Source organism: Halobaculum litoreum, from assembly GCF_030127125.1.
GTDB lineage: Archaea > Halobacteriota > Halobacteria > Halobacteriales > Haloferacaceae > Halobaculum > Halobaculum litoreum.
This window is the reverse complement of record NZ_CP126156.1, coordinates 2,690,321-2,709,414: the sequence shown is the minus strand read 5'-3', so window position 1 is coordinate 2,709,414 and position 19,094 is coordinate 2,690,321. Positions and strand designations below refer to the sequence as shown.

The 19,094-nt window shown below is 73.2% G+C and carries 18 protein-coding genes, 1 tRNA gene and 2 pseudogenes; 10 read left to right on the top strand and 11 right to left on the bottom strand.

The window, feature by feature from the left end; all coding sequences use genetic code 11:
• Positions 1–31: 31 nt before the first annotated feature.
• From P0R35_RS14730 to P0R35_RS14705, 6 genes and pseudogenes are all read left to right on the top strand, one after another.
• Positions 32–373, top strand: coding sequence for a DUF8113 family protein (locus P0R35_RS14730; RefSeq protein WP_284013165.1), 342 nt, complete (start codon positions 32–34; stop codon positions 371–373).
• 138 nt (positions 374–511) lie between these two features.
• On the top strand, positions 512–1,504 hold the full coding sequence (gene trpD, locus P0R35_RS14725) for an anthranilate phosphoribosyltransferase (RefSeq protein WP_432765053.1): 993 nt from the start codon (positions 512–514) through the stop codon (positions 1,502–1,504).
• A complete protein-coding gene (locus P0R35_RS14720) occupies positions 1,504–2,163 on the top strand; it encodes a phosphoribosylanthranilate isomerase (protein ID WP_284013163.1) in 660 nt (219 codons plus the stop codon). Before trpD ends, P0R35_RS14720 begins: the two co-directional genes overlap by 1 nt.
• Positions 2,160–3,837, top strand: a pseudogene (trpE, locus tag P0R35_RS14715) (anthranilate synthase component I). Before P0R35_RS14720 ends, trpE begins: the two are co-directional and overlap by 4 nt.
• A complete protein-coding gene (gene trpG, locus P0R35_RS14710; RefSeq protein WP_284013162.1) occupies positions 3,834–4,427 on the top strand; it encodes an anthranilate synthase component II in 594 nt (197 codons plus the stop codon). The pseudogene trpE and the gene trpG overlap by 4 nt, the downstream one beginning before the upstream one ends.
• A gap of 48 nt (positions 4,428–4,475) precedes the next feature.
• Entirely contained in the window at positions 4,476–5,768 is a 1,293-nt protein-coding gene (locus P0R35_RS14705) for a hypothetical protein (protein WP_284013161.1), read from the top strand.
• Positions 5,769–5,807: 39 nt separating this feature from the next.
• On the opposite strand, the gene P0R35_RS14700 is transcribed toward P0R35_RS14705, so the two are convergent.
• Entirely contained in the window at positions 5,808–6,359 is a 552-nt protein-coding gene (locus P0R35_RS14700; protein ID WP_284013160.1) for a peptidylprolyl isomerase, read from the bottom strand.
• A gap of 117 nt (positions 6,360–6,476) precedes the next feature.
• On the opposite strand from P0R35_RS14700, the gene P0R35_RS14695 reads away from it, so the two are divergent.
• Positions 6,477–7,532 (top strand): succinylglutamate desuccinylase/aspartoacylase family protein, encoded by a 1,056-nt coding sequence (locus tag P0R35_RS14695; RefSeq protein WP_284013159.1) that lies wholly within the window; start codon positions 6,477–6,479, stop codon positions 7,530–7,532.
• 49 nt (positions 7,533–7,581) lie between these two features.
• On the top strand, positions 7,582–7,839 hold the full coding sequence (locus P0R35_RS14690) for a hypothetical protein (RefSeq protein WP_284013158.1): 258 nt from the start codon (positions 7,582–7,584) through the stop codon (positions 7,837–7,839).
• Between the two features lie 357 nt (positions 7,840–8,196).
• Here the strand turns inward: P0R35_RS14690 and P0R35_RS14685 are convergent, their stop codons facing one another.
• The 3 genes from P0R35_RS14685 to P0R35_RS14675 all read right to left on the bottom strand — a co-directional run bounded on the left by P0R35_RS14685 (position 8,197) and on the right by P0R35_RS14675 (position 11,531).
• Positions 8,197–9,291 (bottom strand): anthranilate phosphoribosyltransferase, encoded by a 1,095-nt coding sequence (locus P0R35_RS14685; protein ID WP_284013157.1) that lies wholly within the window; start codon positions 9,289–9,291, stop codon positions 8,197–8,199.
• Positions 9,292–9,400: 109 nt separating this feature from the next.
• Complete coding sequence (locus tag P0R35_RS14680; protein ID WP_284013156.1) at positions 9,401–10,492, bottom strand: DUF4350 domain-containing protein; 1,092 nt, start codon at positions 10,490–10,492, stop codon at positions 9,401–9,403.
• Positions 10,479–11,531: a S49 family peptidase gene (locus P0R35_RS14675; protein ID WP_284013155.1), complete on the bottom strand. Its 1,053-nt coding sequence runs from the start codon at positions 11,529–11,531 to the stop codon at positions 10,479–10,481. The genes P0R35_RS14680 and P0R35_RS14675 overlap by 14 nt, the downstream gene beginning before the upstream one ends.
• Before the next feature lie 128 nt (positions 11,532–11,659).
• Here P0R35_RS14675 and ahbB point away from each other — a divergent pair, with 128 nt between their 5' ends.
• Entirely contained in the window at positions 11,660–12,778 is a 1,119-nt protein-coding gene (gene ahbB / locus P0R35_RS14670) for a siroheme decarboxylase subunit beta (RefSeq protein ID WP_284013154.1), read from the top strand.
• A 191-nt stretch (positions 12,779–12,969) separates the two neighbouring features.
• Here ahbB and P0R35_RS14665 read toward each other — a convergent pair whose 3' ends face one another.
• The gene (locus tag P0R35_RS14665; protein ID WP_284013153.1) at positions 12,970–14,019 is read right to left on the bottom strand and encodes a dipeptide epimerase; all 1,050 of its coding nucleotides are present in this window, start codon (positions 14,017–14,019) and stop codon (positions 12,970–12,972) included.
• Positions 14,019–15,041, bottom strand: coding sequence for an N-acetyltransferase DgcN family protein (locus tag P0R35_RS14660; protein WP_284013152.1), 1,023 nt, complete (start codon positions 15,039–15,041; stop codon positions 14,019–14,021). The genes P0R35_RS14665 and P0R35_RS14660 overlap by 1 nt, the downstream gene beginning before the upstream one ends.
• A 196-nt stretch (positions 15,042–15,237) precedes the next feature.
• On the opposite strand from P0R35_RS14660, the gene P0R35_RS14655 reads away from it, so the two are divergent.
• Complete coding sequence (locus P0R35_RS14655) at positions 15,238–16,590, top strand: LLM class flavin-dependent oxidoreductase (RefSeq protein ID WP_284013151.1); 1,353 nt, start codon at positions 15,238–15,240, stop codon at positions 16,588–16,590.
• A 345-nt stretch (positions 16,591–16,935) separates the two neighbouring features.
• Here the strand turns inward: P0R35_RS14655 and P0R35_RS14650 are convergent, their stop codons facing one another.
• The 5 genes and pseudogenes from P0R35_RS14650 to P0R35_RS16860 form a co-directional block, all read right to left on the bottom strand.
• On the bottom strand, positions 16,936–17,124 hold the full coding sequence (locus tag P0R35_RS14650) for a DUF8015 family protein (protein ID WP_284013150.1): 189 nt from the start codon (positions 17,122–17,124) through the stop codon (positions 16,936–16,938).
• Between the two features lie 107 nt (positions 17,125–17,231).
• Positions 17,232–17,316: transfer RNA gene (locus P0R35_RS14645), tRNA-Leu, on the bottom strand.
• 44 nt (positions 17,317–17,360) lie between these two features.
• Positions 17,361–17,702 carry a ferredoxin gene (locus P0R35_RS14640; protein ID WP_284013149.1) on the bottom strand — a complete coding sequence of 114 codons (342 nt, stop codon included), beginning with the start codon at positions 17,700–17,702 and terminating at the stop codon, positions 17,361–17,363.
• A gap of 55 nt (positions 17,703–17,757) precedes the next feature.
• Positions 17,758–18,432 (bottom strand): hypothetical protein, encoded by a 675-nt coding sequence (locus P0R35_RS14635; RefSeq protein ID WP_284013148.1) that lies wholly within the window; start codon positions 18,430–18,432, stop codon positions 17,758–17,760.
• 134 nt (positions 18,433–18,566) lie between these two features.
• Positions 18,567–18,857 (bottom strand): annotated as a pseudogene (locus P0R35_RS16860) (glutamate-cysteine ligase family protein); the annotation flags it as partial.
• Between the last annotated feature and the right edge of the window lie 237 nt (positions 18,858–19,094).

Sequence of the window (19,094 nt, the reverse complement as noted above, 5' to 3'; positions counted from 1 at the left end):
GCTTTTGCTCGCGCCGTTCGACTCGCCGTCCGTGAGCCACGACTCCGACCCCGCGGACCCGGGCGACGACGCCGACTCGACGTTCGCGACCGAACTCGCCGCCGCCCGCGCCCTCCTCGACGACGCCGACGACGTCACCGCACTCCACGTCGGCGTCGTGCGCGGCGACCGCGTCGACTCGACGGCCGCCCGCCGCAGCGAGGGCGAACAGGCCGGCCTGGAGACGCTCGCGCTCCTCGCGTCGCACCTGCGCACCGTCGCCGAGGAGGCCGGCGTCGACTACGAGACGGTCGCCGCCGACGCCGCCAACCTCGCCGGCCAGGTGGACGAGCTGCCGACCGACGACGGGAGCGCCGGCGCGGACGACGAGTAGCGGTTCCGCGAGCGCGGAGGGCCGTTCTCCCGCGCGCCGCCGCGTCGCGAGCCGCCGGCACCGCCACGACAGCCTTATTGCGATGCACACATTCGTACATCGTACGACCGACACCGACATCGGTGGTTTACAATGAGTATGCAGGAGTACATCGAACGCGTGACGGAGGGGGAGGACCTGAGCGTCGCCGAGGCCCGGGAGGCGTCGACGCTCGTCTTCGAGGGGGCGACGGAGGCCCAGATCGGCGCGCTGCTGGCGGCGCTGCGCGCGAAAGGCGAGACGGAGGCGGAGATCGCCGGCTTCGCGCAGGGGATGCGCGCGGCCGCCCGGACGATCGACCCCGACCGGGAGCCGCTCGTCGACACCTGCGGCACCGGCGGCGACGACTACGACACGATCAACGTCTCGACCACGTCGGCGATCGTCGCCGCGGGCGCGGGCGTGACGGTGGCGAAACACGGCAACTACTCCGTCTCCTCCTCGTCGGGGTCGGCGGACGTACTGGAGGTGGCCGGCGTCGAGGTGGACGCGGAGCCGCCGGCCGTCGAGGACGCCATCGAGCGCGACGGGATCGGGTTCATGCTCGCGACCGTCTTCCACCCGGCCATGAAGGCCGTCATCGGCCCGCGCAAGGAGCTGGGGATGCGGACGGTGTTCAACATCCTCGGCCCGCTCACGAACCCCGCCGGCGCCGACGCGCAGGTGCTGGGCGTGTACGACCCCGACCTCGTCCCGGTGATCGCGGAGGCGCTCACCCACATGGACGTGGAGCGCGCCCTCGTCGTCCACGGCGACGGGATGGACGAGATCTCCCTCCACGGGCCGACGACGGTCGCGGAGGTCGACGGCGACGAGGTGACGGAGTTCACGCTCACGCCCGACGACCTCGGCCTCGACGCCGCGCCCGTCGACGCCATCGCCGGCGGTACGCCCGAGGCGAACGCCGCGGACCTCGAGGGGATCGTCACGGGCGAGGTGACCGGGCCCAAGCGCGACGTGATCCTCGCGAACGCCGGCGCGGCGGTGTACGTCGCCGGCCTCGCCGACGATCTCGCCGCGGGCGTCGAGGTCGCGGCGAACGCCATCGACGACGGCGACGCCGCCGACAAGCTCGCGGCGCTGCAGGGCTGATGGTGCGGGTGAAGATCTGCGGCGTCACCAACGGCGCGGACCTCCGCGCGGTCGCCGACGCCGGCGCCGACGCCGTGGGCGTCGTCTCGTCGGTGCCCGTCGACTCCCCCCGGGAGGTCGACCTCGCGCAGGCGGCCGAGCTCGCCTCGTCGGCCCCGCCGTTCCTGACGACGGTGCTCGTGACGATGCCCGAGACGCCCGAGGACGCCGTCGACGCCGTGCGCACGGCGACGCCGGACGTGGTCCAGCTCCACGGCGAGTTCGCCCCCGACGAGATCGGCTACATCCGCGCGGAGACGGAGACGAAGGTCGTCCCGGTCGTCGACTACGACGAGCCCGGGCGGGCCCGCGACCTCGACGGGGCCGCGGACGCCCTCCTGGTCGACTCCACGGACGACTCCGGCGGCGGCGGCACCGGCGAGACCGGCGACTGGGACGCCGCCGCCGAGTTGGTGCGCGAACTCGTCTCGCCGGTGGTGCTCGCCGGCGGGCTCACCCCCGAGAACGTCGCGACCGCCGCCGCGCGCGTCGAGCCGTTCGCCGTCGACGTGGCCAGCGGCACCGAGCGCTCGCCGGGGGCGAAGGACCACGCGGCCGTCTCGCGGTTCGTCCGCAACGCCGGCCGCGCGCTCGGCGAGGCCGAGGAGGTGTACGAGTGAGTCGCGAGGACGGCGACGCCCCCGCGGCCGACGCCCCCGCCCTCTCGCGCTCCCGGGAGGCGTTCGTCGACCTCGTCGGCCGCGACGACGGCGCTCGCGTCGTGTACGAGACGGCGACGCCAGACGTCGACGTGGAGCCGCTCACGGCGTACGCCGCCGTGAGCGACCGTGCGGACCACTCGTTCCTGCTGGAGAGCGCCGAGAAGGTCGCCTCCAGCGACCCCGACGGCGCGTTCGCCCCGAGTTCGCGTCGACGCGGCGACGCCCGCAGCGACGGCGGCGCCGACGGCGACGCCGAGCGCCACGCCCGCTTCTCGTTCGTCGGCTACGACCCCGAGGCGGTGCTGTCGGTCGGCCCCGAGGGCACCGACCTGACCGAACTCGGCCCCGCCGCCGACTACGTCGGCTCGCGGGGCCCGAGGCGGGCGACACCGTCGACCGCGTGCGCACGGCGTTGCCCGACGTCGAGCGCGTCGGCTTCCCGGACAACGACCGCCAGACGCTCGACGGCGGCTTCGTCGGCTTCCTCGCGTACGACGCGGTGTACGACCTGTGGCTCGACGAGGTCGGCGTCGACCGCCCCGACCCCGTGGTGCCGGACGCCGAGTTCGTCCTCACGACCCGGACGCTCGCGTTCGACGACCGCGAGGGGAGCGTGTCGCTGGTGTTCACCCCCGTCGTCGGGGCGGACGACGACCCCGGCGCCGTGTACGACCGGCTCGCCCGGGAGGCCGCAGACGTGCAGGCGACGCTCCGGGCGGCCGACCCCCGACGACGGGCGGCGTCCGCGTCGACCGCGAGACGGCCGGCCCGCGCGAGGAGTACGAGGCCGCCGTCCGCCGGACGAAGGAGGCCGTCCTCGACGGCGAGGTGTACCAGGGCGTCATCTCCCGCACGCGGACCATCGAGGGCGCGGTCGACGACCTGGGCCTGTACGCGTCGCTGCGCGAGGTGAACCCCTCGCCGTACATGTACCTCCTGCGCCACGGCGACCGCTCGGTGGTGGGCGCCTCCCCGGAGACGCTCGTCTCCGTCGACGGCGACCGCGTCGTCTCCAACCCCATCGCCGGCACCATCCGCCGCGGCGCCTCGCCCGTCGAGGACCGCAAGCTCGCGGGCGAGTTGCTCGCCGACGGGAAGGAGCGCGCCGAGCACACGATGCTGGTCGATCTGGCGCGCAACGACGTGCGCCGGGTCTCGGAGGCCGGGAGCGTCCGCGTCGAGGAGTTCATGAACGTCCTGAAGTACAGCCACGTCCAGCACATCGAGTCGACCGTGACGGGGACGCTCGCGGCCGACGCCGACGCGTTCGACGCGACGCGGGCGACGTTCCCCGCGGGGACGCTGACGGGCGCGCCGAAGGTGCGCGCGATGGAGCTGATCGACGAGCTGGAGCTGGAGCCCCGCGGCGTGTACGGCGGCGGCGTCGGCTACTACTCGTGGACCGGCGACGCCGACTTCGCCATCGTGATCCGGACCGCGACCGTGGAGCACGGCGACGCGGACAGCCTGACCGTCCGCGCGGGCGCCGGCATCGTCGCCGACTCCGACCCCGCCAGCGAGTACGCCGAGACCGAACAGAAGATGGCGGGCGTGCTCGACGCCGTCGAGCGCATCCGCGAGGGCGACGGCGACGCCCCCGACCCGGTCGGGGCGCCGGAGGTGGGCGAATGAGGGTGACGGTCGTCGACAACTACGACTCGTTCACGTACAACCTCGTGGAGTACGTCTCGGACCTCCGGATCGACGGCGCGGCGCCCGAGATCACGGTGCTGAAGAACGCCGCGAGCCTCGCCGACGTGCGCGACACCGACCCGGACGCGATCGTCATCTCGCCGGGCCCGGGCCACCCGAAGAACGAGCGCGACGTGGGCGTCACGATGGCCGTCCTCCGCGAACTGTCGCCCGAGGTCCCGACGCTGGGCGTCTGTCTCGGCCTCGAGGCCGCCGTGTACGAGTACGGCGGCACCGTCGGCCACGCGCCGGAACCGATCCACGGGAAGGCGTTCCCCGTCGACCACGACGGCGAGGGCGTGTTCGCGGGGCTGGAGCAGGGGTTCCGGGCGGGTCGCTACCACTCGCTGGTCGCCACCGAGGTGCCCGACTGCTTCGTCGTCTCGGCGACGACCGACCACGACGGCGAGGAACTGGTGATGGGCGTGCGCCACCGCGAACACCCCATCGAGGCGGTGCAGTTCCACCCCGAGTCGGTGCTGACGGCGGCGGGCCACGACGTCATCGAGAACTTCCTCCGGGGCGTCTGAGGAGAAGGAGGAGAAGACCTATCAGCGACACGCGAGGATCGCTCGCGTATGGTCCCCGACCCGGATCCTCCCACCGTCGGCAGACGCGCGCTCCTCGCGGGCGCCGGCGCGGCGCTCGTCGCCGCGACGGGCGTCGTCGGCGCGGTACAGCCGACCGCCCTGCCCGACACGCTCACCGACCAGGCGTCGAAGTACCTCCCCGAGCCGACCGACCACCGCTGGCACCCGCCGGTGAGCGAGGCGCACGCTCGCGACACCGTCGGCGAACTGGCGAAGGAGGTGGAGCGCGGCCGCGAGTTGTGGGCGGAACTCGACACCGACGAGCGGTTCGGCGGCGCCGGCGGGTGGCTGGAGAGCGCCCGCGAGGAACTCCGCGCCGGCAACTACCACGAGGCGACGTTCTACGCGACCGGCGGGATGCAGTTCGCCGCCGAGGACGTCGGGATCGCGCTCGCTCGCCTCGGTCGTCCCGCGGCCGACCCGGACCGCCTCGCGGAGCGCGGGGAGGCGATCCGCGACCGCGCGGACGACCTCGTCGCGGACATCGGCGACTACCCCGTCGTCGACGCCGGGCGCGACCTCGGCTGGTACCACGACATCGAGCGGTGGGTGGTGATCGTTCGGCTGGACGCCCACGAGCGCGACCCCGACAGCGACCGCGAGTACGACGAGCCCGACGACGTCGGGGCGCTCCACGCAGGTAACCGCCAAGCGGAACTGCGCCTCGCGACCGCCGAGCACTACCGCGAGCAGCTACGCGACCGGATCGGCGACGGCGGCGAGCCGACGGTGGACCGGATCGCACGACTGAACGACCGCTTCCGCGACGGGATCGAGGAGTACCCCGACAGCGTCGAGATCCGCGAGCGGCTGGAAGCCGTCCGCGAGGAACACGGGGACGGCCCGTACACCCTCGCACGCCGGAAGCTCGCGACGTGGTGTTTCGACAACGACCACGTCGTCACCGACTGGAAGTCGGACCTCACGCTGGTACAGACCGTCGAGGCCGCACAGATGCTCACGAACCGGCGCGCCCACGACCGCGCGCTCGAGGCGCTCGTCGTCGACCCCGCGGACGACGGCTTCGACTCGGGTCACGTCGTCCGCGAGAAGCGGGCGGCGATGCGGGAGTTCCGCCGGGTCGTCGGGAACGACCCCGCGCCGCTGTTGTCGATCCTCACCGAACGTGCCGGCGAGGACATCGACGTCGCCGAGGTCGGCTTCGCGGGGAGCTACGAGCGGCCGCTGTGGCGCGACCGCGTCGAGGCGTACTGCTACGCGCTGATCGGTCGGACGAAACTGCAGGCGTACCCGCGGGTGTACGAGCGGGTCGTCGAGTAACACGGGGACGGTGCGGCGCGGAGCGGCGGCGGGTCCGGCTTACCGCTCGACGGTGACGCGCTCGATCTTCACGTCCTCGCGCGGCTGGTCGTTGCGGCCGGTCGGCACGGCGCCGATCTCCTCGACGACGTCCATCCCGGCGACGACCTTGCCGAAGACGGCGTGGCGCCCGTCGAGGTGCGGCTGGGGCGCCAGCGTGATGAAGAACTGCGAGCCGTTCGTGTTCGGGCCGGAGTTGGCCATCGACAGCACGCCCGCGTCGTCGTGCTTGAGGTCGTCGTGGAACTCGTCGTCGAACTCGTAGCCGGGGCCGCCGCGGCCGGTGCCGGTCGGGTCCCCGCCCTGGATCATGAACTCGTCGATGATCCGGTGGAACGTGATCCCCTGGTACAGCGAGTCGCCGCGGATCTCGCCGCTCTCGGGGTCCTCCCACGTCGTCGTCTCGACGCCGGGGTCCTCGCTGGCGGCGGGGTCGTGCTCCGCGAGGTTGAGGAAGTTCTCGACCGTCTTCGGGGCGCGGTCGGCGTACAGTTCGATCTCGATGTCGCCGTGGGTCGTGTGGAACGTGACGTGCGGCAGGTCGTCGCTCATACCCGCACACTGGCCGCCGAGGGGGATAGTCGTTCGGCTTCGGGGGCGGGACGGGTCCTCCCGTCGGCGCGGGGCGACGGGCCACAGCTACAAGCCGCCGCGCGGGGAGGGTGAACCATGGCCGACCACGAAGCCGAGCGCGTCACGCTCGCGCGGCTCCCCTCCGGCGTCGCGATCGAGACGACCGTCCACACGTACACGCCGGACGGCACCGACGCGGACGCCGCCGAGGGGCCGACCGTCTACGTCCAAGCGGCCCAACACGGCCGCGAGATCAACGGCGCGGCGGTGTGTCGGCGCCTCCACGACGACCTCCGCGAGGCGTCGTTCGCGGGGACGGCGCACGTCGTCCCGGTCGCCGACCCGCTCACCTTCGACACGGTGTCGTACACGACGCCGGAGGCGTACGACTCCGTCAACCCCAACATGAACCGCTGTTGGCCGGGCGACCCCGACGGCACCCTCCACGAGCGCATGGCCGCGACGCTGTGGGCGTACGCCGGGAGCGCGGACTACATCGTCGACCTCCACACCGGGAGCCGGGACATGCTCACCCACACCGTCTACCTCCGCGGTGACGACGAGTGTCGCGCGCTGGCGGAGGCGTTCGGCACGGCGCTCCTGCTGGCCGAGACGGCCGGCGAGGACGCCGACGACGAGTGGGCAGACCGCGGCTTCGGCGGGAAACTCCGCGTCGCCGCGACGATGGAGGGTATCCCGAGTATCACGCCCGAACTCGCGCACAACAAGGAACTCGTCGACGACGCCATCGAGGTCGGCGTCGCGGGGACGAAACGCGCGCTCCGCCACGCCGGCGTGGTCGAGGACGACGACCCCGTCGACGGGAGCAGCGACTCCTCGGACTCCGCGGACGTCGGGAGCGAGCCGACCGCGTGGGACGGCACCCGCGCGCGCAACCACCTCGGGCGCGTGACCGCCGAGGACTCGGGGCTGTTCCGCGCGGCCGCGGATCTGGCCATCGGCGACGAGGTGGTGGAGGGGAAGTACGTCGGCGAGGTGTACGACCCGACCACCTACGAGGTGGTGCAGGAGGCGACCGCCGACCGCTCGGGGATCGTCTACTCGGTCGCCCGCGAGGCGACGGTGACGGCGGGCCAGACGCTCGTCGGCATCGCGATCCGGCTCGACGACGACGAGAACGAGATCGAGTAGCGTCCGGTCAGCCGCCGGCGGCGACGGGCCCTCCGCGCCGTCGCCGCGTTTGAGCAACACGAGCGTGAAGCCGCCGGCGGCGACGCCGAGGACGGTCGTGTACGCGAGGAAGCCGACGTACCACTCGACGCCGAACAGCCCGGGGGCCCAGCCGATGAGCCTCGGCAGCGACGCGCCGGCGGCCTGTGTGACGAGGGCGACGACGAGCGCGGCCATCCACCCGCCCAGCAACAGCCGGCACACCTCCCGCCACGGCGCCGACGACACGCCCTTCGCGACGAGGCCGCCGACGCCGACGGGGACGTAGAGGAACGCGAACCCGAGCGCGAGCGGCAGCGCCGCCGCCGACGGCGGCAGTCCGAACCCCGCGCCGGTGCCGGTGAACACGCCGACGAGCGCGAGCATCGTCCCGAGCGCGCGGTCGTGCCCGATCAGCCGGCCGAGGACGTACGTGGAGAGGGCCAGCAGGACGACGACGGCGCTGGCCGCGAGGAAGAACAGTTGGTACAGGCTCCCCGGTCCCACGACCATGCGTGCCCGGCCGTCCCGACCGCTGATAAACCTCCGCCGCCGCGTCTCAACGGTGAGAACCGTGGACGAGCCGGACGGCTCACTGGTCGCTCCGCTCCCCGTTCGCGTCAGGAGCCGCCCCGCTCGCGCTCGCTCAGAACGCGCGCAGGTCCTCGAGGACGGCGGCCGCGGCGCCGTCGTCGATGGCCGCGCGCGCCTGCTCGAGCCCCTCGTCGAGGCTGTCGGCGTCGTCGCGGGCGTAGATCCGGAAGGCGGCGTTGAGCGCGACCGCGTCGCGCCAGTGGTCGTCGCGCTCGCCCGAGACGACCGCCTCGGTGAGCGCCGCGGAGTCGACGGCCACGTCGTCCACCTCGAGGTCGGCCTCCTCGAAGTCCATCCCGTACTCGGGCGTCTCGATCTCGAAGTCGGTGAACGAGTCGCCCTCGCTGCCGCCGTCGCCGGCGGTCCACTCCGCGACTTTGGTGTAGCCGGGGCGGATGTCGTCGTACCCCTCCATCCCCTGGAACATGATGACGCGGTCGAGGTCGTGGAACTCGCTGGCGACGAACGTGTCGACGACCTTCTTGGCGAACGCGAGGTGGTAGAACGACCCGAGGTGGGTGGACGCCCCGGCGGGGTTCGCGAGCGTCTCGATGGTGTTGACGAACGTCCGCACGCCCATCATGTCGCGGCGCTCCCACAGGTCGTGGACCGCGGGGTTGAACGCCGGCTGGTAGTAGAAGCCGAAGCCCGTCTCGTCGACCATCGCCGCGGAGTCGCGCGGCGTCAACTCCGTCGCGATGCCCAACTCGTCGAGGACGTGCTTGTACGCGTCCTGCTGCTGGGTGGGGACGCGGTCGCCCGAGTGGACGACGACGGGGGTGCCGGCGCCGGCGGCGACGATGCCCGCGGCGGCGCCGAGGATGGCGGTCTCCCCTTTCCCGTCGTAGTTGGCGCCGCAGTCGACGGGGTCGCAGTCGGGCTCGGCGTACTCCACGCGACTGCACATCTCGTCGACGTACGCCGCCAGCTCGTCGGGGGTGTTGCGCTTCCAGCGGTTCGCCAGCCAGAAGGCGCCCAGCGTCGTCTCGTCGGGCTCGCCCGCGAAGATGCGGCGCATGGCCTCGGTCGCCTGCGCGGGGGTCATGTCGTCCGCGGACTTCGGCCCGGAGCCACACACCTCCGTCATGAGCCGCTTGAGCGGCCACTCGCCGAACTCGGACGTCTCCTCGGTGGTCGCCTTCGTCATGTGTGCGGCGTGGGGCGCTCGGCGCAAAAACGGCGCGGTTGCGGGGACGGTGCCCGGTCGCCGCGGGCGGGCGCCCCGACCGCGAGGGACGACGGACGCGGCCGCCGCCTCACGTCCCCGGCGTCCCGGGCCCGGGCGGGGTGCCCGTCGGCGGCGGCGTCCCCACGGGCGTCCCGCTCGGCGTCGGGGTGCCCGCGGGCGTCCCCGTCGGCGGGGCGGGACCGGTCGGGGTCGGCTCGTCCCCGCCGGCTCCCGCGCCGTCGTCCGTCTCCGGGCCCGGCGCCTCGCCCGCGATCATGAACGCCACGACGTAGCTGAGGAACCGCTCGTTGTCGGCGACGTTGTACCGGCCGGGCGTGGCGAACGTGAAGTCGCCCACCGCGAGGACGTTGTCCGCGCGGACGGCCACCGGGTACGGCCGGACGTCGTCGACGGCCGACAGGCGGGCGCCGCGGCGCGCCCGGAGGACGACCTCGCCGTCGCCCGTCGAGCGGACCGTCGCCGGGGTGTACAGCGCCACGTCCGTGCCGCTCCCGGCGGCGTCGCCGACGGGGTCGGCGAGCGGGTTCTTGTAGAAGCCGTCGTGTTCGGCCTGGTGGTACACGTACCCCGTCGAGAACTCCAGATCGAACTCCGCCGCGAGGTTCGCCAGCGCGCTCCGGCGCTCGGACGTGGTGACGCCCCCGAAGCCGCCGCCGACGACGATCCGGTTGGGCTCGCCCAACACGACCACTCGCCCGCCGGCGTCGGCGAACCCGCGGAGCGCGTCGGCGTCGGCCTCGTCGTACTCGAGTCCGGGGTCGACCACGAGGAACGCGCTGGCGTTCGCGAGCACCGGCCCGAGGTCGCCGCGGTCGTGGATCACGACCTCGTACCCCGCCCGCGAGAGCGCCTGGTACAGCGGGCGGATCTCCGTCCGGGTGAACCGGTTGGCGTGCGACCGGTCGATCACGACCGTCCCCTCGGCGTCGCCGCCGGGGACGGCGATCTCGCCGCTGGCGGGGATCTGCGAGGTGCTCAAGTCGTCGACGGCGTACTCCGAGGTGTTCACCGACGCCGGGGCGTCGCCGCCCGACAGCAGCCCCGGGATCCCGCCGAGGACGAACGCCACCGCGACGGCGACGGCGACGAGCACGATCACCCGCGGCGCCCACCCGTCCCCGCCGGCGCCGGGGTCCGGCTCGGGGTCACCGAGCGCCATCGCTCACCCCCGTCGCCCCCGCGGGGGCCGGGGAGAGGGCCGCCGGCGGGCCGTCGGCGCCGCCGCCGGTCGCGTTCCCCGTCGCGTTCCCGGCCGACGCGCTCCCCGTCGAGCCGTTCCCCGCCGCGGGACGCGACGGCGCGGCGACCTCCCGCGCCTCGACCGCCGCCGGCTCGACCGCCCCGGCGTACATCGGCGCCAGCGTCAGGAACACCGGCCCGCCGGTGCCGTCGCCGAGGAGGTACGAGGACGACACCAGCGCCCGGTCGGGGGCGGCGCTGGCGACGTAGTTCGCGCGGGAGACGAACCGCACCGTCCCGTTGTCCGGGCGCAACACCCGCACCTCGTAGGTGTCGAGGTTCGCCCGGCGGGCGGCCTCGCGGATCGCCGCCTCGCGACCGCCGATGTCGTCGGCGAGGCCGACCTCGACCGCCTGGCCGCCGGAGTAGACGCGTGCCTGCTCCAGCTCCGCCCGCGACAGCTGGAGGCGCTCGCCGCGCTGGGCGATCACCGCGCCGACGAACGCGCGGTGGAGCGACTCGAGCACGTAGAGGAACTCGCGCTCGTCGCCCCCCGAGAGCTTGTTCGGCCCGGTCGTCCCGACGACGTCGTTCGGTTCGAGCTCCTGGGGCAGCGTCGCGAGCACGCCGACGCTGCCGACGACGCTGGCGGGCTTGACGTAGACGGCGTCCGCCGGCGCGATGGTGTAGTACGCGCCCGAGGCGGCGGTGGCGTCGACGCTGGCGACGAGCGGCTTGGCCGCGGCGGTGCGTTTGGCCTGGAGGTACAGCTCCTCGCTGGCGGCCGCCCCGCCGCCGCCGCTGTTGGAGACGATCACGACCGCGTCGATGGAGGGGTTCTGCCGCGCCTCCGCGAGCATCGCGGAGACGCCCGCCGCCGACTGACCGTCGATCGCGCCCTCGAGCGGGACCACCGCGACCGTGCCGCCCGTCGCCGTCGCCGCGTCGTACGCGAACGGCGCCACGAGCGCGCCGAGGACGACCCCGAGCACGACGAACACGACGTACGATCTGCTCACCCGGTGGAGGATTCCCGAACGTGTAGGTCCCACGACTGGATCGACAATCGGGAACCGGTACCAAGAGACAGGGGTGGGATTCCAACGGGAGCGAAACCCGTAGGTACGCCGCGCCCGTGGATCCGGCAATGGGTAGCGCCGAGGGCGAGGGTGCCGACGAACGCGTCGACGGCGAGCGCGCCGACGCCGACCGCGACGCCGGCACCGACACCGACACGGACGACTGGCGGGCCGGGCTCGACGCGGTGGACGCACGGCTGATCGACGACTTCCAGAGCGGCTTCCCGACCGTCGAGCGCCCGTTCCGCGCGGTGGGCGAGGCGCTCGGCGTCGACGAGGCGGAGGCGCTCGAGCGGGTCGAACGGCTCCGCGAGCGCGGCGTGTTCCGCCGCTTCGGCGCCGTGTTGAACCCGCCGGTGATCGGCTCGTCGACGCTGGCGGCGGTGTCGGCCCCCGAGGACCGCTTCGACGAGGTCGCCGACGCGATCAACGGCTACCGGCAGGTGAACCACAACTACCGCCGCGACCACGAGTGGAACATGTGGTTCGTCGTCACCGCGGGCACCCGCGAGACGCGCGACCGCATCCTCGCCGAGATCGAGGAGCGCACCGGCTGCGAGGTGCTGACCCTCCCGATGCTCACCGACTACTACATCGATCTGGAGTTCCCCGTGTGGAACGACGACGCGTTCGCGCGGGAGTCGCTGGAGTCGACGGACGCGGGCGCGACGCGCATCTCCGAGGACGCCACGGGCGGCCTCTCGGCGCTCGAACGGGACCTGCTCGTCGAGATCCAGGAGGGCTTCCCGCTCACCGCGACGCCGTACCGCGACGTGGCCGACGCCATCGACGCCGACGTCGACGACGTCCTCGCGGCCGTCGAACGCCTGCTCGCCGACGGCTGCATCAAACGCGTCGGCTGCGTGGTGAACCACATCGTCACGGGCTTCCGCAACAACTGCATGGTCGTGTGGGACGTGCCCGACGACCGGCTGGACGAGTTGGGGGAGTCGGTGGGCGAACTCCCGTACGTCACGCTCTGTTACCACCGGCCGCGTCGACCCGAACAGGACTGGCAGTACAACCTGTTCACGATGGTCCACGGCCGCGAGGCGGACGCCGTCGACGCCAAGATCGACGAGTTGGCCGCCGACTACCTCCCGTTCGACCACGAGCGGCTGTACTCGACGAAGACGCTGAAGCAGACCGGCGCGCAGTACGAGGAACTGGTCGGCGACGAGGCGTAGCTCACCGCGCCGCCGCACGCCACAGCCGGGTCGCCGTCGTCTCCGCGGTCTCGCTACCGCTCGACCGCGTCCGTACGTGGACGGCTCGGCACGCCGACCTCGCCGTCGTCTCCGCGGTCTCGCTACCGCTCGACCGCGCCCGTACGTGGACGGCTCGGCACGCCGACCTCGCCGTCGTCTCCGCGGTCTCGCTACCGCTCGACCGCGCCCGTCCCGTTGCGGTCCGTCGCCCGAAGGTCGATCCGGCCCTCTGGCATCGGGACGCCCTCGAACGGGTCGGCGTCGTCGGCGAGGAGCAGGCTCCCGTCCAGATCCGTGTAGTCGACCAGCGGGGCCAACTGACACCCCCCGGCGATGGCCGCGTTCGACTCGACCATACAGCCGAGCATCACCTCCAGCCCGTGCGCCCGCGCCGCGTGGACCATCCGCTTCGCCTCCAGCAGGCCGCCGCACTTCATCAGCTTCAGGCTCGCGATGTCGCAGCGGTCGGCGATCCGCGGGACGTCCGCGAGCGTGACGCACGACTCGTCGGCGGCGATGGGGAGCACCGACCGCTCGTGGGCGTCCTTCAGCCCCGCGGGGTCGTCCGCCGGTAGGGGTTGTTCGATGAACTCCACGCCGAGTTCCGCCAGCCACGCGCTCTTGCGGGCCGTCTCGCGGGGGGTCCACGCCTCGTTCGCGTCGACGCGGAGGGTGGCGTCGGGCGCCTCGTCGCGCACCGCCTCGACCACCTCGCGGTCGCGGTCGGTGCCCAGTTTCAGCTTCAGCGTCGAGTAGCCCGCCTCGACCGCGGCGGCGGTCTTCTCGCGCATCACCTCGGTGTCGTCGATGCCGATGGTGAACGACGAGGCGGGCGCGTCTCCGGGGTCCAGCCCCCACAGCCGGTACAGGGGGACGCCGAGGCGTTCGGCCGCGAGGTCGTGGAGCGCGACGGAGACGGCACAGCGAGCGGCGGGGTTGTCCGCGACGACGCGCTCCATCCGCGCCTCGATCTCGGCGAGCGCGTGCGGGTCGCCGACCGCCTCGACCTCGGCGAGCAGGTCGGGGAGGACCGCCTCGACCGTGCCGGCCGTCTCGCCGTAGTGGCTCGACGGGGCGGCCGCACCGACGCCGACCATCCCCCCCTCGTCCTCGACGCGGACGATCACGTTCTCGGCGGCCGCGGTCGACCCCCGCGAGATGGTGAACTCGTGTTCCAGCGGGAGCGAGACGCGCTCGAACGAGGTCGCGAGCGACCCCATCAGCGGATCGCCTCCACGATCTCGTCGGCGCCGAAGCGGATGAGGTCCGTCGCGGGCGCGCCGATGGCGTCGGCGAACTCCTCGACCGCCTCCTCTGCGGCCGCATCGTCGTCGACGTCGACGGTGTTGAGCGCGCCGGCGACGACCTCGGCCTCGTGGACGGGTGCCGCGAGCGACTCGTAGAGGTCGACGTACTCCGGGATCGGCGGGAGAGCGGTGTCCTCGTAGCCGTGGACTGCCTCGCGCCCGGCGGCGTGGCACATGACGAGTTTGTCGGCCATCGCGCCGTGGAGGATGCCACAGGTGACGGCGGAGTAGGCGGGGTGGACGATGCTCCCCTGCCCCTCGACGACGAGGAGGTCGTGCTCGTCGCCCTTCTCGAGGATCATCTCCTCGACGGCGCCGGCGGTGAAGTCCGAGACGACGCGGTCGACGGGGTTGCCCCACCCCTCGATCATGATCCCGGTCTGCCCGGTGGGGACGGCGCAGGCGTCGACGCCCGCCTCGCGCGCGGCGGCGACGATCTCCATCGTCGCGGTCATCTTCCCGACCGAGCAGTCGGTGCCGACGGTGAGCACCACGTCGGCGTCGACGTCGGCCGAGCGCCCGCCCGCGACACCGAGGTCGTCGCGGGGCTTCCGGACGTCCCACAGGTCGACGCCGTGCTCGGCCGCGAGGTCCGCGAGCTCCGCGTCGTCGTTGAGGAAGTAGTGGAGCCCCGAGACGACGTCGCAGCCGGCCTCGATCGCCGCGCGCACGTCCGGGCGCCACGACTCGTCGAAGCCGCCGCCGATCGGCGCGATACCGATCACGAGCGCGTCCACGTCGCCCGGGACGTCGGCGAACGATTCGACGACGGGGGCGTCCGGGACGTCCGCGATGTGGTCGGCGACGCGCTCGCCCGCGCGGCCGCGGTCGAGGACGGCCGCGACCTCGTAGTCGGCGTAGCGGATGACGCCGTTGGCGGTCTTCGAGCGGTCGGGGAACTTCTCGTGGGCGAGGACGGCGACACGATCGTACATACGAGCAGGTCCGCGAGGGGGCGGCTTAAATCGGTTCCACGCGGCGGGGGCGGCCGCGTGTCGCGGGTGTCGCGTCGGGCGCGGTCCCGGTCGGGCCGTCGCCGCCCTCGGCCGCGGCGTCACCCGCGTCCCCGATACAGGCACGGTCGGCCGACTCCACCGCCTCTTACCACCCTCGGACCCCGAACACGATCCAATGAGCGACGGCATCCACCTCAACCTCTTCACGATGAACTCCGTGGAGCACGTCTCGCCCGGGTCGTGGACCCACCCGGCGGACCGCTCGGCCGACTACACCGACCGGGAGTACTGGACCGACGTCGCCCGCACCGCCGAGCGCGGCGGCTTCGCGGCGGTGTTCTTCGCCGACGTGCGCGGCGTCTACGACGTGTACGGCGGCGACCGCTCGACGGCCATCGAGAAGGCGGTCCAGACGCCCTCGAACGACCCGGGCTACCTCGTGCCCGTGATGGCCGAGGTGACCGACTCGCTGGGGTTCGCGGTGACGAAGTCGACCACCTACACCCACCCGTACCAACTCGCGCGGGAGTTCTCCACGCTCGACCACCTCACCGACGGCCGCGTCGCGTTCAACGTCGTCACCTCCTACCTCGACTCGGCGGCGCGGAACCTCGGCCTCGACGGGCGCATGGACAAGGGGACCAGGTACGACCGTGCCGACGAGTTCATGGACGTCTGCTACGCCCTGTGGGAGGACTCGTGGGACGACGACGCCGTCGTCCGCGACCGGGAGGCGGGCACCTTCACCGACCCCGCGGGCGTCCACGCCATCGACCACGAGGGGGAGTTCTTCGACGTCCCCGGCCCGCACGGCTGCGAGCCGTCGCCCCAGCGCTCGCCCGTGATCTTCCAGGCCGGCTCCTCGGACCGCGGGCGCGACTTCGCCGCGGCCAACGCCGAGGCGGTGTTCTGCTCGCAGCCCACCGAGACCGGCGTCCGCGAGTACATGGCCGACCTCCGCGAGCGCGCGGCCGCCCTCGGGCGCGACCCCGACGAGCTGGCGTTCTTCCCCGGCGTCGTCCCGGTCGTCGCCGAGACCGAGGCTGCCGCCGAGGCGAAGTACGAGCGCCTGCTGGAGACGGTCGACGTGGAGGCGACGCTCGCGCTGCTGTCGGGCTTCCTCGACATGGACCTGTCCGAGCTCGACCCCGACCAGAAGATCGAGCACATCGAGACCGACGCCATCCAGGGGACGATGAACGCGTTCACCACCTCCGACCCCGACCGCGAGTGGACCGTCCGCGAGGTCGCGCAGTTCTCCGGGCTGGGCACCACCTCGCCGGTCGTCGTCGGCACGCCCGCGCAGGTGGCCGACGAACTCCAGCGCTGGCACGAGGACGTCGGCGTCGACGGCTTCAACGTGAAGGAGGTGCTCCGCACCGGGAGCCTCGACGACGTCGTGGACCTGCTCGTCCCGGAGCTGCGCGCGCGAGGCCTCCTCGCCGAGCGCGACCCGGGGGAGACGCTCCGCGAACGGCTGCTCGGCGGGGGGCCGCGCCTGTCGGCGTCCCATCCCGCGCGGCAGTGAGGTAAAATGCGCCCCGCGCGGTCGACAAGAATCGTGAACCGCCGCGATGGGGCGCGAGTCGCGCACGACCGGACGTTTCGGTTGGGGCCGCAGGTGCCGCCGTCAACATCGTTAAGTACCCACACCCGTTTGTCGTAATCGACGCTTCGTCTGGAGGGCCGAAGCGTCAGCGGGGACCAATTCAGGTCCGCACGCGCGCCGCTCTTTTCACCGGCGCGCGTGGGGACCGACGTTTCACACCGACGAGCCGTGGCGTCGTCCCGCCCGACGAGTCGACCACACGACCGACAGCGGCGCGGCTGTCCGGTCGGCGATCCGTCGAGAACGCGCTGTCGACCGGCCTCGTCACTCGTCGGTCGGCGGGTTCCGGAACACGCCGTCGGCGATGGCGACGGTCCCCACGACGGAGCCGGCGGGCGCCGTCACGCGGAACGGCAGCCCCCACGCGAGGCTGGCGGCGGCGGCGCCGAGGAGACCGACCGCGATGAGCGCGAGCAACACGTCGGGCCGGGCCGGCGCGTCGACGGGGAGCACGGTAATTACATCTCATTACCGGCTTGTGTATCTTGTGTCCGTCCTCACGACGCCCGAATCGCGGGCCTCGGGCCGGTCGCGCCGCTCGTCGTCGTGGACGCGGCGACTGCGGGGGAAGGGATTTGAACCCTCGAACCCCTGAGGGAGCGGATCTTAAGTCCGCCGCCTTTGGCCAGGCTCAGCCACCCCCGCGCGGACTGACGTACCCCGGTCGCGCGGTTGGGGCTTTCGGTTCCCTACCAGTCGACGCTCAGGGTGCCGTCGCCGTGGGGGTCCGGCGCCAACTCCTCGTCGGTGCGGCGGTCGACGACGTGGATGCAGCCGACGTCCTTCTTCGCGGGGCACACCTCGGCGGCGCGGAGGTTCTCCGCGAGCTCGTCCTCGCCGATGTAGTACGACTTCGGCTTCGCCATGCCGCTGGCGATGTCCATCTCCCAGTTGTCGGCCACCTCGGCGCACTTGCCGGCGCCGAAGCAGGCGTTCGCCTCGAAGACGATCTTGTACGGCTTCTCCTCCACGGGCGGCCCGTCGCCGCCGTAGTCGCTCGCGGTCTGTACCTCCGCGTCGAGGTCGCTCATATCCGCTGTTCCGGCCGGGGGCGTCTTTCGTCTGTCGGTGGCGGCGTCGCGGCCGTCAGTCCCACGCCGCGAACGGCTCGTCGCTCGCCGCGCGGTCGAGGTACGCCCGCTGGGCGGCGACGACCGCCTCGTCGAGGGGCGCGCCGTCGTCGAGCGCCGCCCGGGCGCGCTCGCGCTTCCAGACGCTCGGCGCCGTGCGCGTCTCCGCGCGGGCCCGCACCGGCGCCAGCAGCTCCCGAGCCTCCCCGCGCGAGCAGCCGACCCGGACGAGGCCGTCGGTCGCCAGCGACACCACCGCCGGGAGCACCGTCGCCGGGTCGGCGACGCGCTCGCCGTCGGCGGTCACCCACGCGAGGTCGGCCGCCGGGCCGTCGTCGACGGCCGCGTAGAACGCGTCGCGGGCGGCGCGCCACGGTAGGGTCGCGAGCGGGTGGTCGGTCGCGACGAGCTCGCGCAACAGACCGGCGACCAGCGCCTGGAACGCGAGCGCGTCCGCGACCGACGGCTGGGTCGGGAGGGGGCGGTACTCCAGCCGGACGGAGGCGTCGTCGTTGCCGGCGGCCGGCGCGCCGTCGGGGCCGGTCGGGACGTCGCCGCCCAGCACGGCCCTGACCCACCGCCAGTGGCTCCCGCGGGCGTGGCGGTACTCCGGGAACCGATCCGGGTAGGCGTCGGCCCCGGGGGCGTCGTCGTCGACGGGCCGCGGCGCGTACGTCGGCCCGGCCGCCACGCGCCGGGGGACGCCCCCGCCGTGTCGAGGTCGCGCGGCACCCGCACCTTGCGCTCGGCGTCGTCGAGGCCGGCGTTGACCGCCTGCTCGAACACGTACACCCGGTGTTCGTGCGGGCCCGCCATGACCGTCTCGGCGTCCGCGAGCGCGCCCGTGTCGGGGTCGCGGTACAGGTCCGCCGGGAGGAACGGCGAGTTCGTCGCCAGCGCCAACACCGGGCCCAGCGTCCGGACGGCGTAGTCGTGGTACGCCGGGAGCGTCGACGCGTCGGGGATCTGGAGGTGCGGCTGGATCGACGTCGTGAGCGACTCCGGCAGGATGGTCGGGAACGTCCGGTCGACGCCGGGCACGGAGAGCCGGACGCGCCCGCCGGCCCGGCGTCTGGTCTCGGCGTCGAGCGCGACGTACCGCGGGTCGGGGTGCATGTTGTCGGCGACGACGACGCCGTCGCGCTCCTCGACGGCCGAGAGGTACGCCGCGCTCCCGCCCGCCGGGGGACGGTCCACATCGCGTCGAGCGCGAGCCGCCGGTCCCCGGGCAGCGCCTCGCGCACGGCCGCGACGGCCTCGCGGAGCCGGTCGGCCTGTCGCGCGAGGCCCGCCGGGTCCAGCGTGTCGGGCGCGGTGTGGAGTTCGAGGTCGTGCACGCCGAGTTCGCGGCCG

Bases quoted from the DNA above. Each gene is read 5' to 3' on its own strand.
- trpD (WP_432765053.1), top strand. From the start codon at position 512: ATGCAGGAGTACATCGAACGCGTGACGGAGGGGGAGGACCTGAGCGTC.
- P0R35_RS14720 (WP_284013163.1), top strand. From the start codon at position 1,504: ATGGTGCGGGTGAAGATCTGCGGCGTCACCAACGGCGCGGACCTCCGC.
- trpG (WP_284013162.1), top strand. From the start codon at position 3,834: ATGAGGGTGACGGTCGTCGACAACTACGACTCGTTCACGTACAACCTC.
- P0R35_RS14705 (WP_284013161.1), top strand. From the start codon at position 4,476: ATGGTCCCCGACCCGGATCCTCCCACCGTCGGCAGACGCGCGCTCCTC.
- P0R35_RS14700 (WP_284013160.1), bottom strand. From the start codon at position 6,359: ATGAGCGACGACCTGCCGCACGTCACGTTCCACACGACCCACGGCGAC.
- P0R35_RS14695 (WP_284013159.1), top strand. From the start codon at position 6,477: ATGGCCGACCACGAAGCCGAGCGCGTCACGCTCGCGCGGCTCCCCTCC.
- P0R35_RS14685 (WP_284013157.1), bottom strand. From the start codon at position 9,291: ATGACGAAGGCGACCACCGAGGAGACGTCCGAGTTCGGCGAGTGGCCG.
- P0R35_RS14680 (WP_284013156.1), bottom strand. From the start codon at position 10,492: ATGGCGCTCGGTGACCCCGAGCCGGACCCCGGCGCCGGCGGGGACGGG.
- ahbB (WP_284013154.1), top strand. From the start codon at position 11,660: ATGGGTAGCGCCGAGGGCGAGGGTGCCGACGAACGCGTCGACGGCGAG.
- P0R35_RS14665 (WP_284013153.1), bottom strand. From the start codon at position 14,019: ATGGGGTCGCTCGCGACCTCGTTCGAGCGCGTCTCGCTCCCGCTGGAA.
- P0R35_RS14660 (WP_284013152.1), bottom strand. From the start codon at position 15,041: ATGTACGATCGTGTCGCCGTCCTCGCCCACGAGAAGTTCCCCGACCGC.
- P0R35_RS14655 (WP_284013151.1), top strand. From the start codon at position 15,238: ATGAGCGACGGCATCCACCTCAACCTCTTCACGATGAACTCCGTGGAG.
- P0R35_RS14640 (WP_284013149.1), bottom strand. From the start codon at position 17,702: ATGAGCGACCTCGACGCGGAGGTACAGACCGCGAGCGACTACGGCGGC.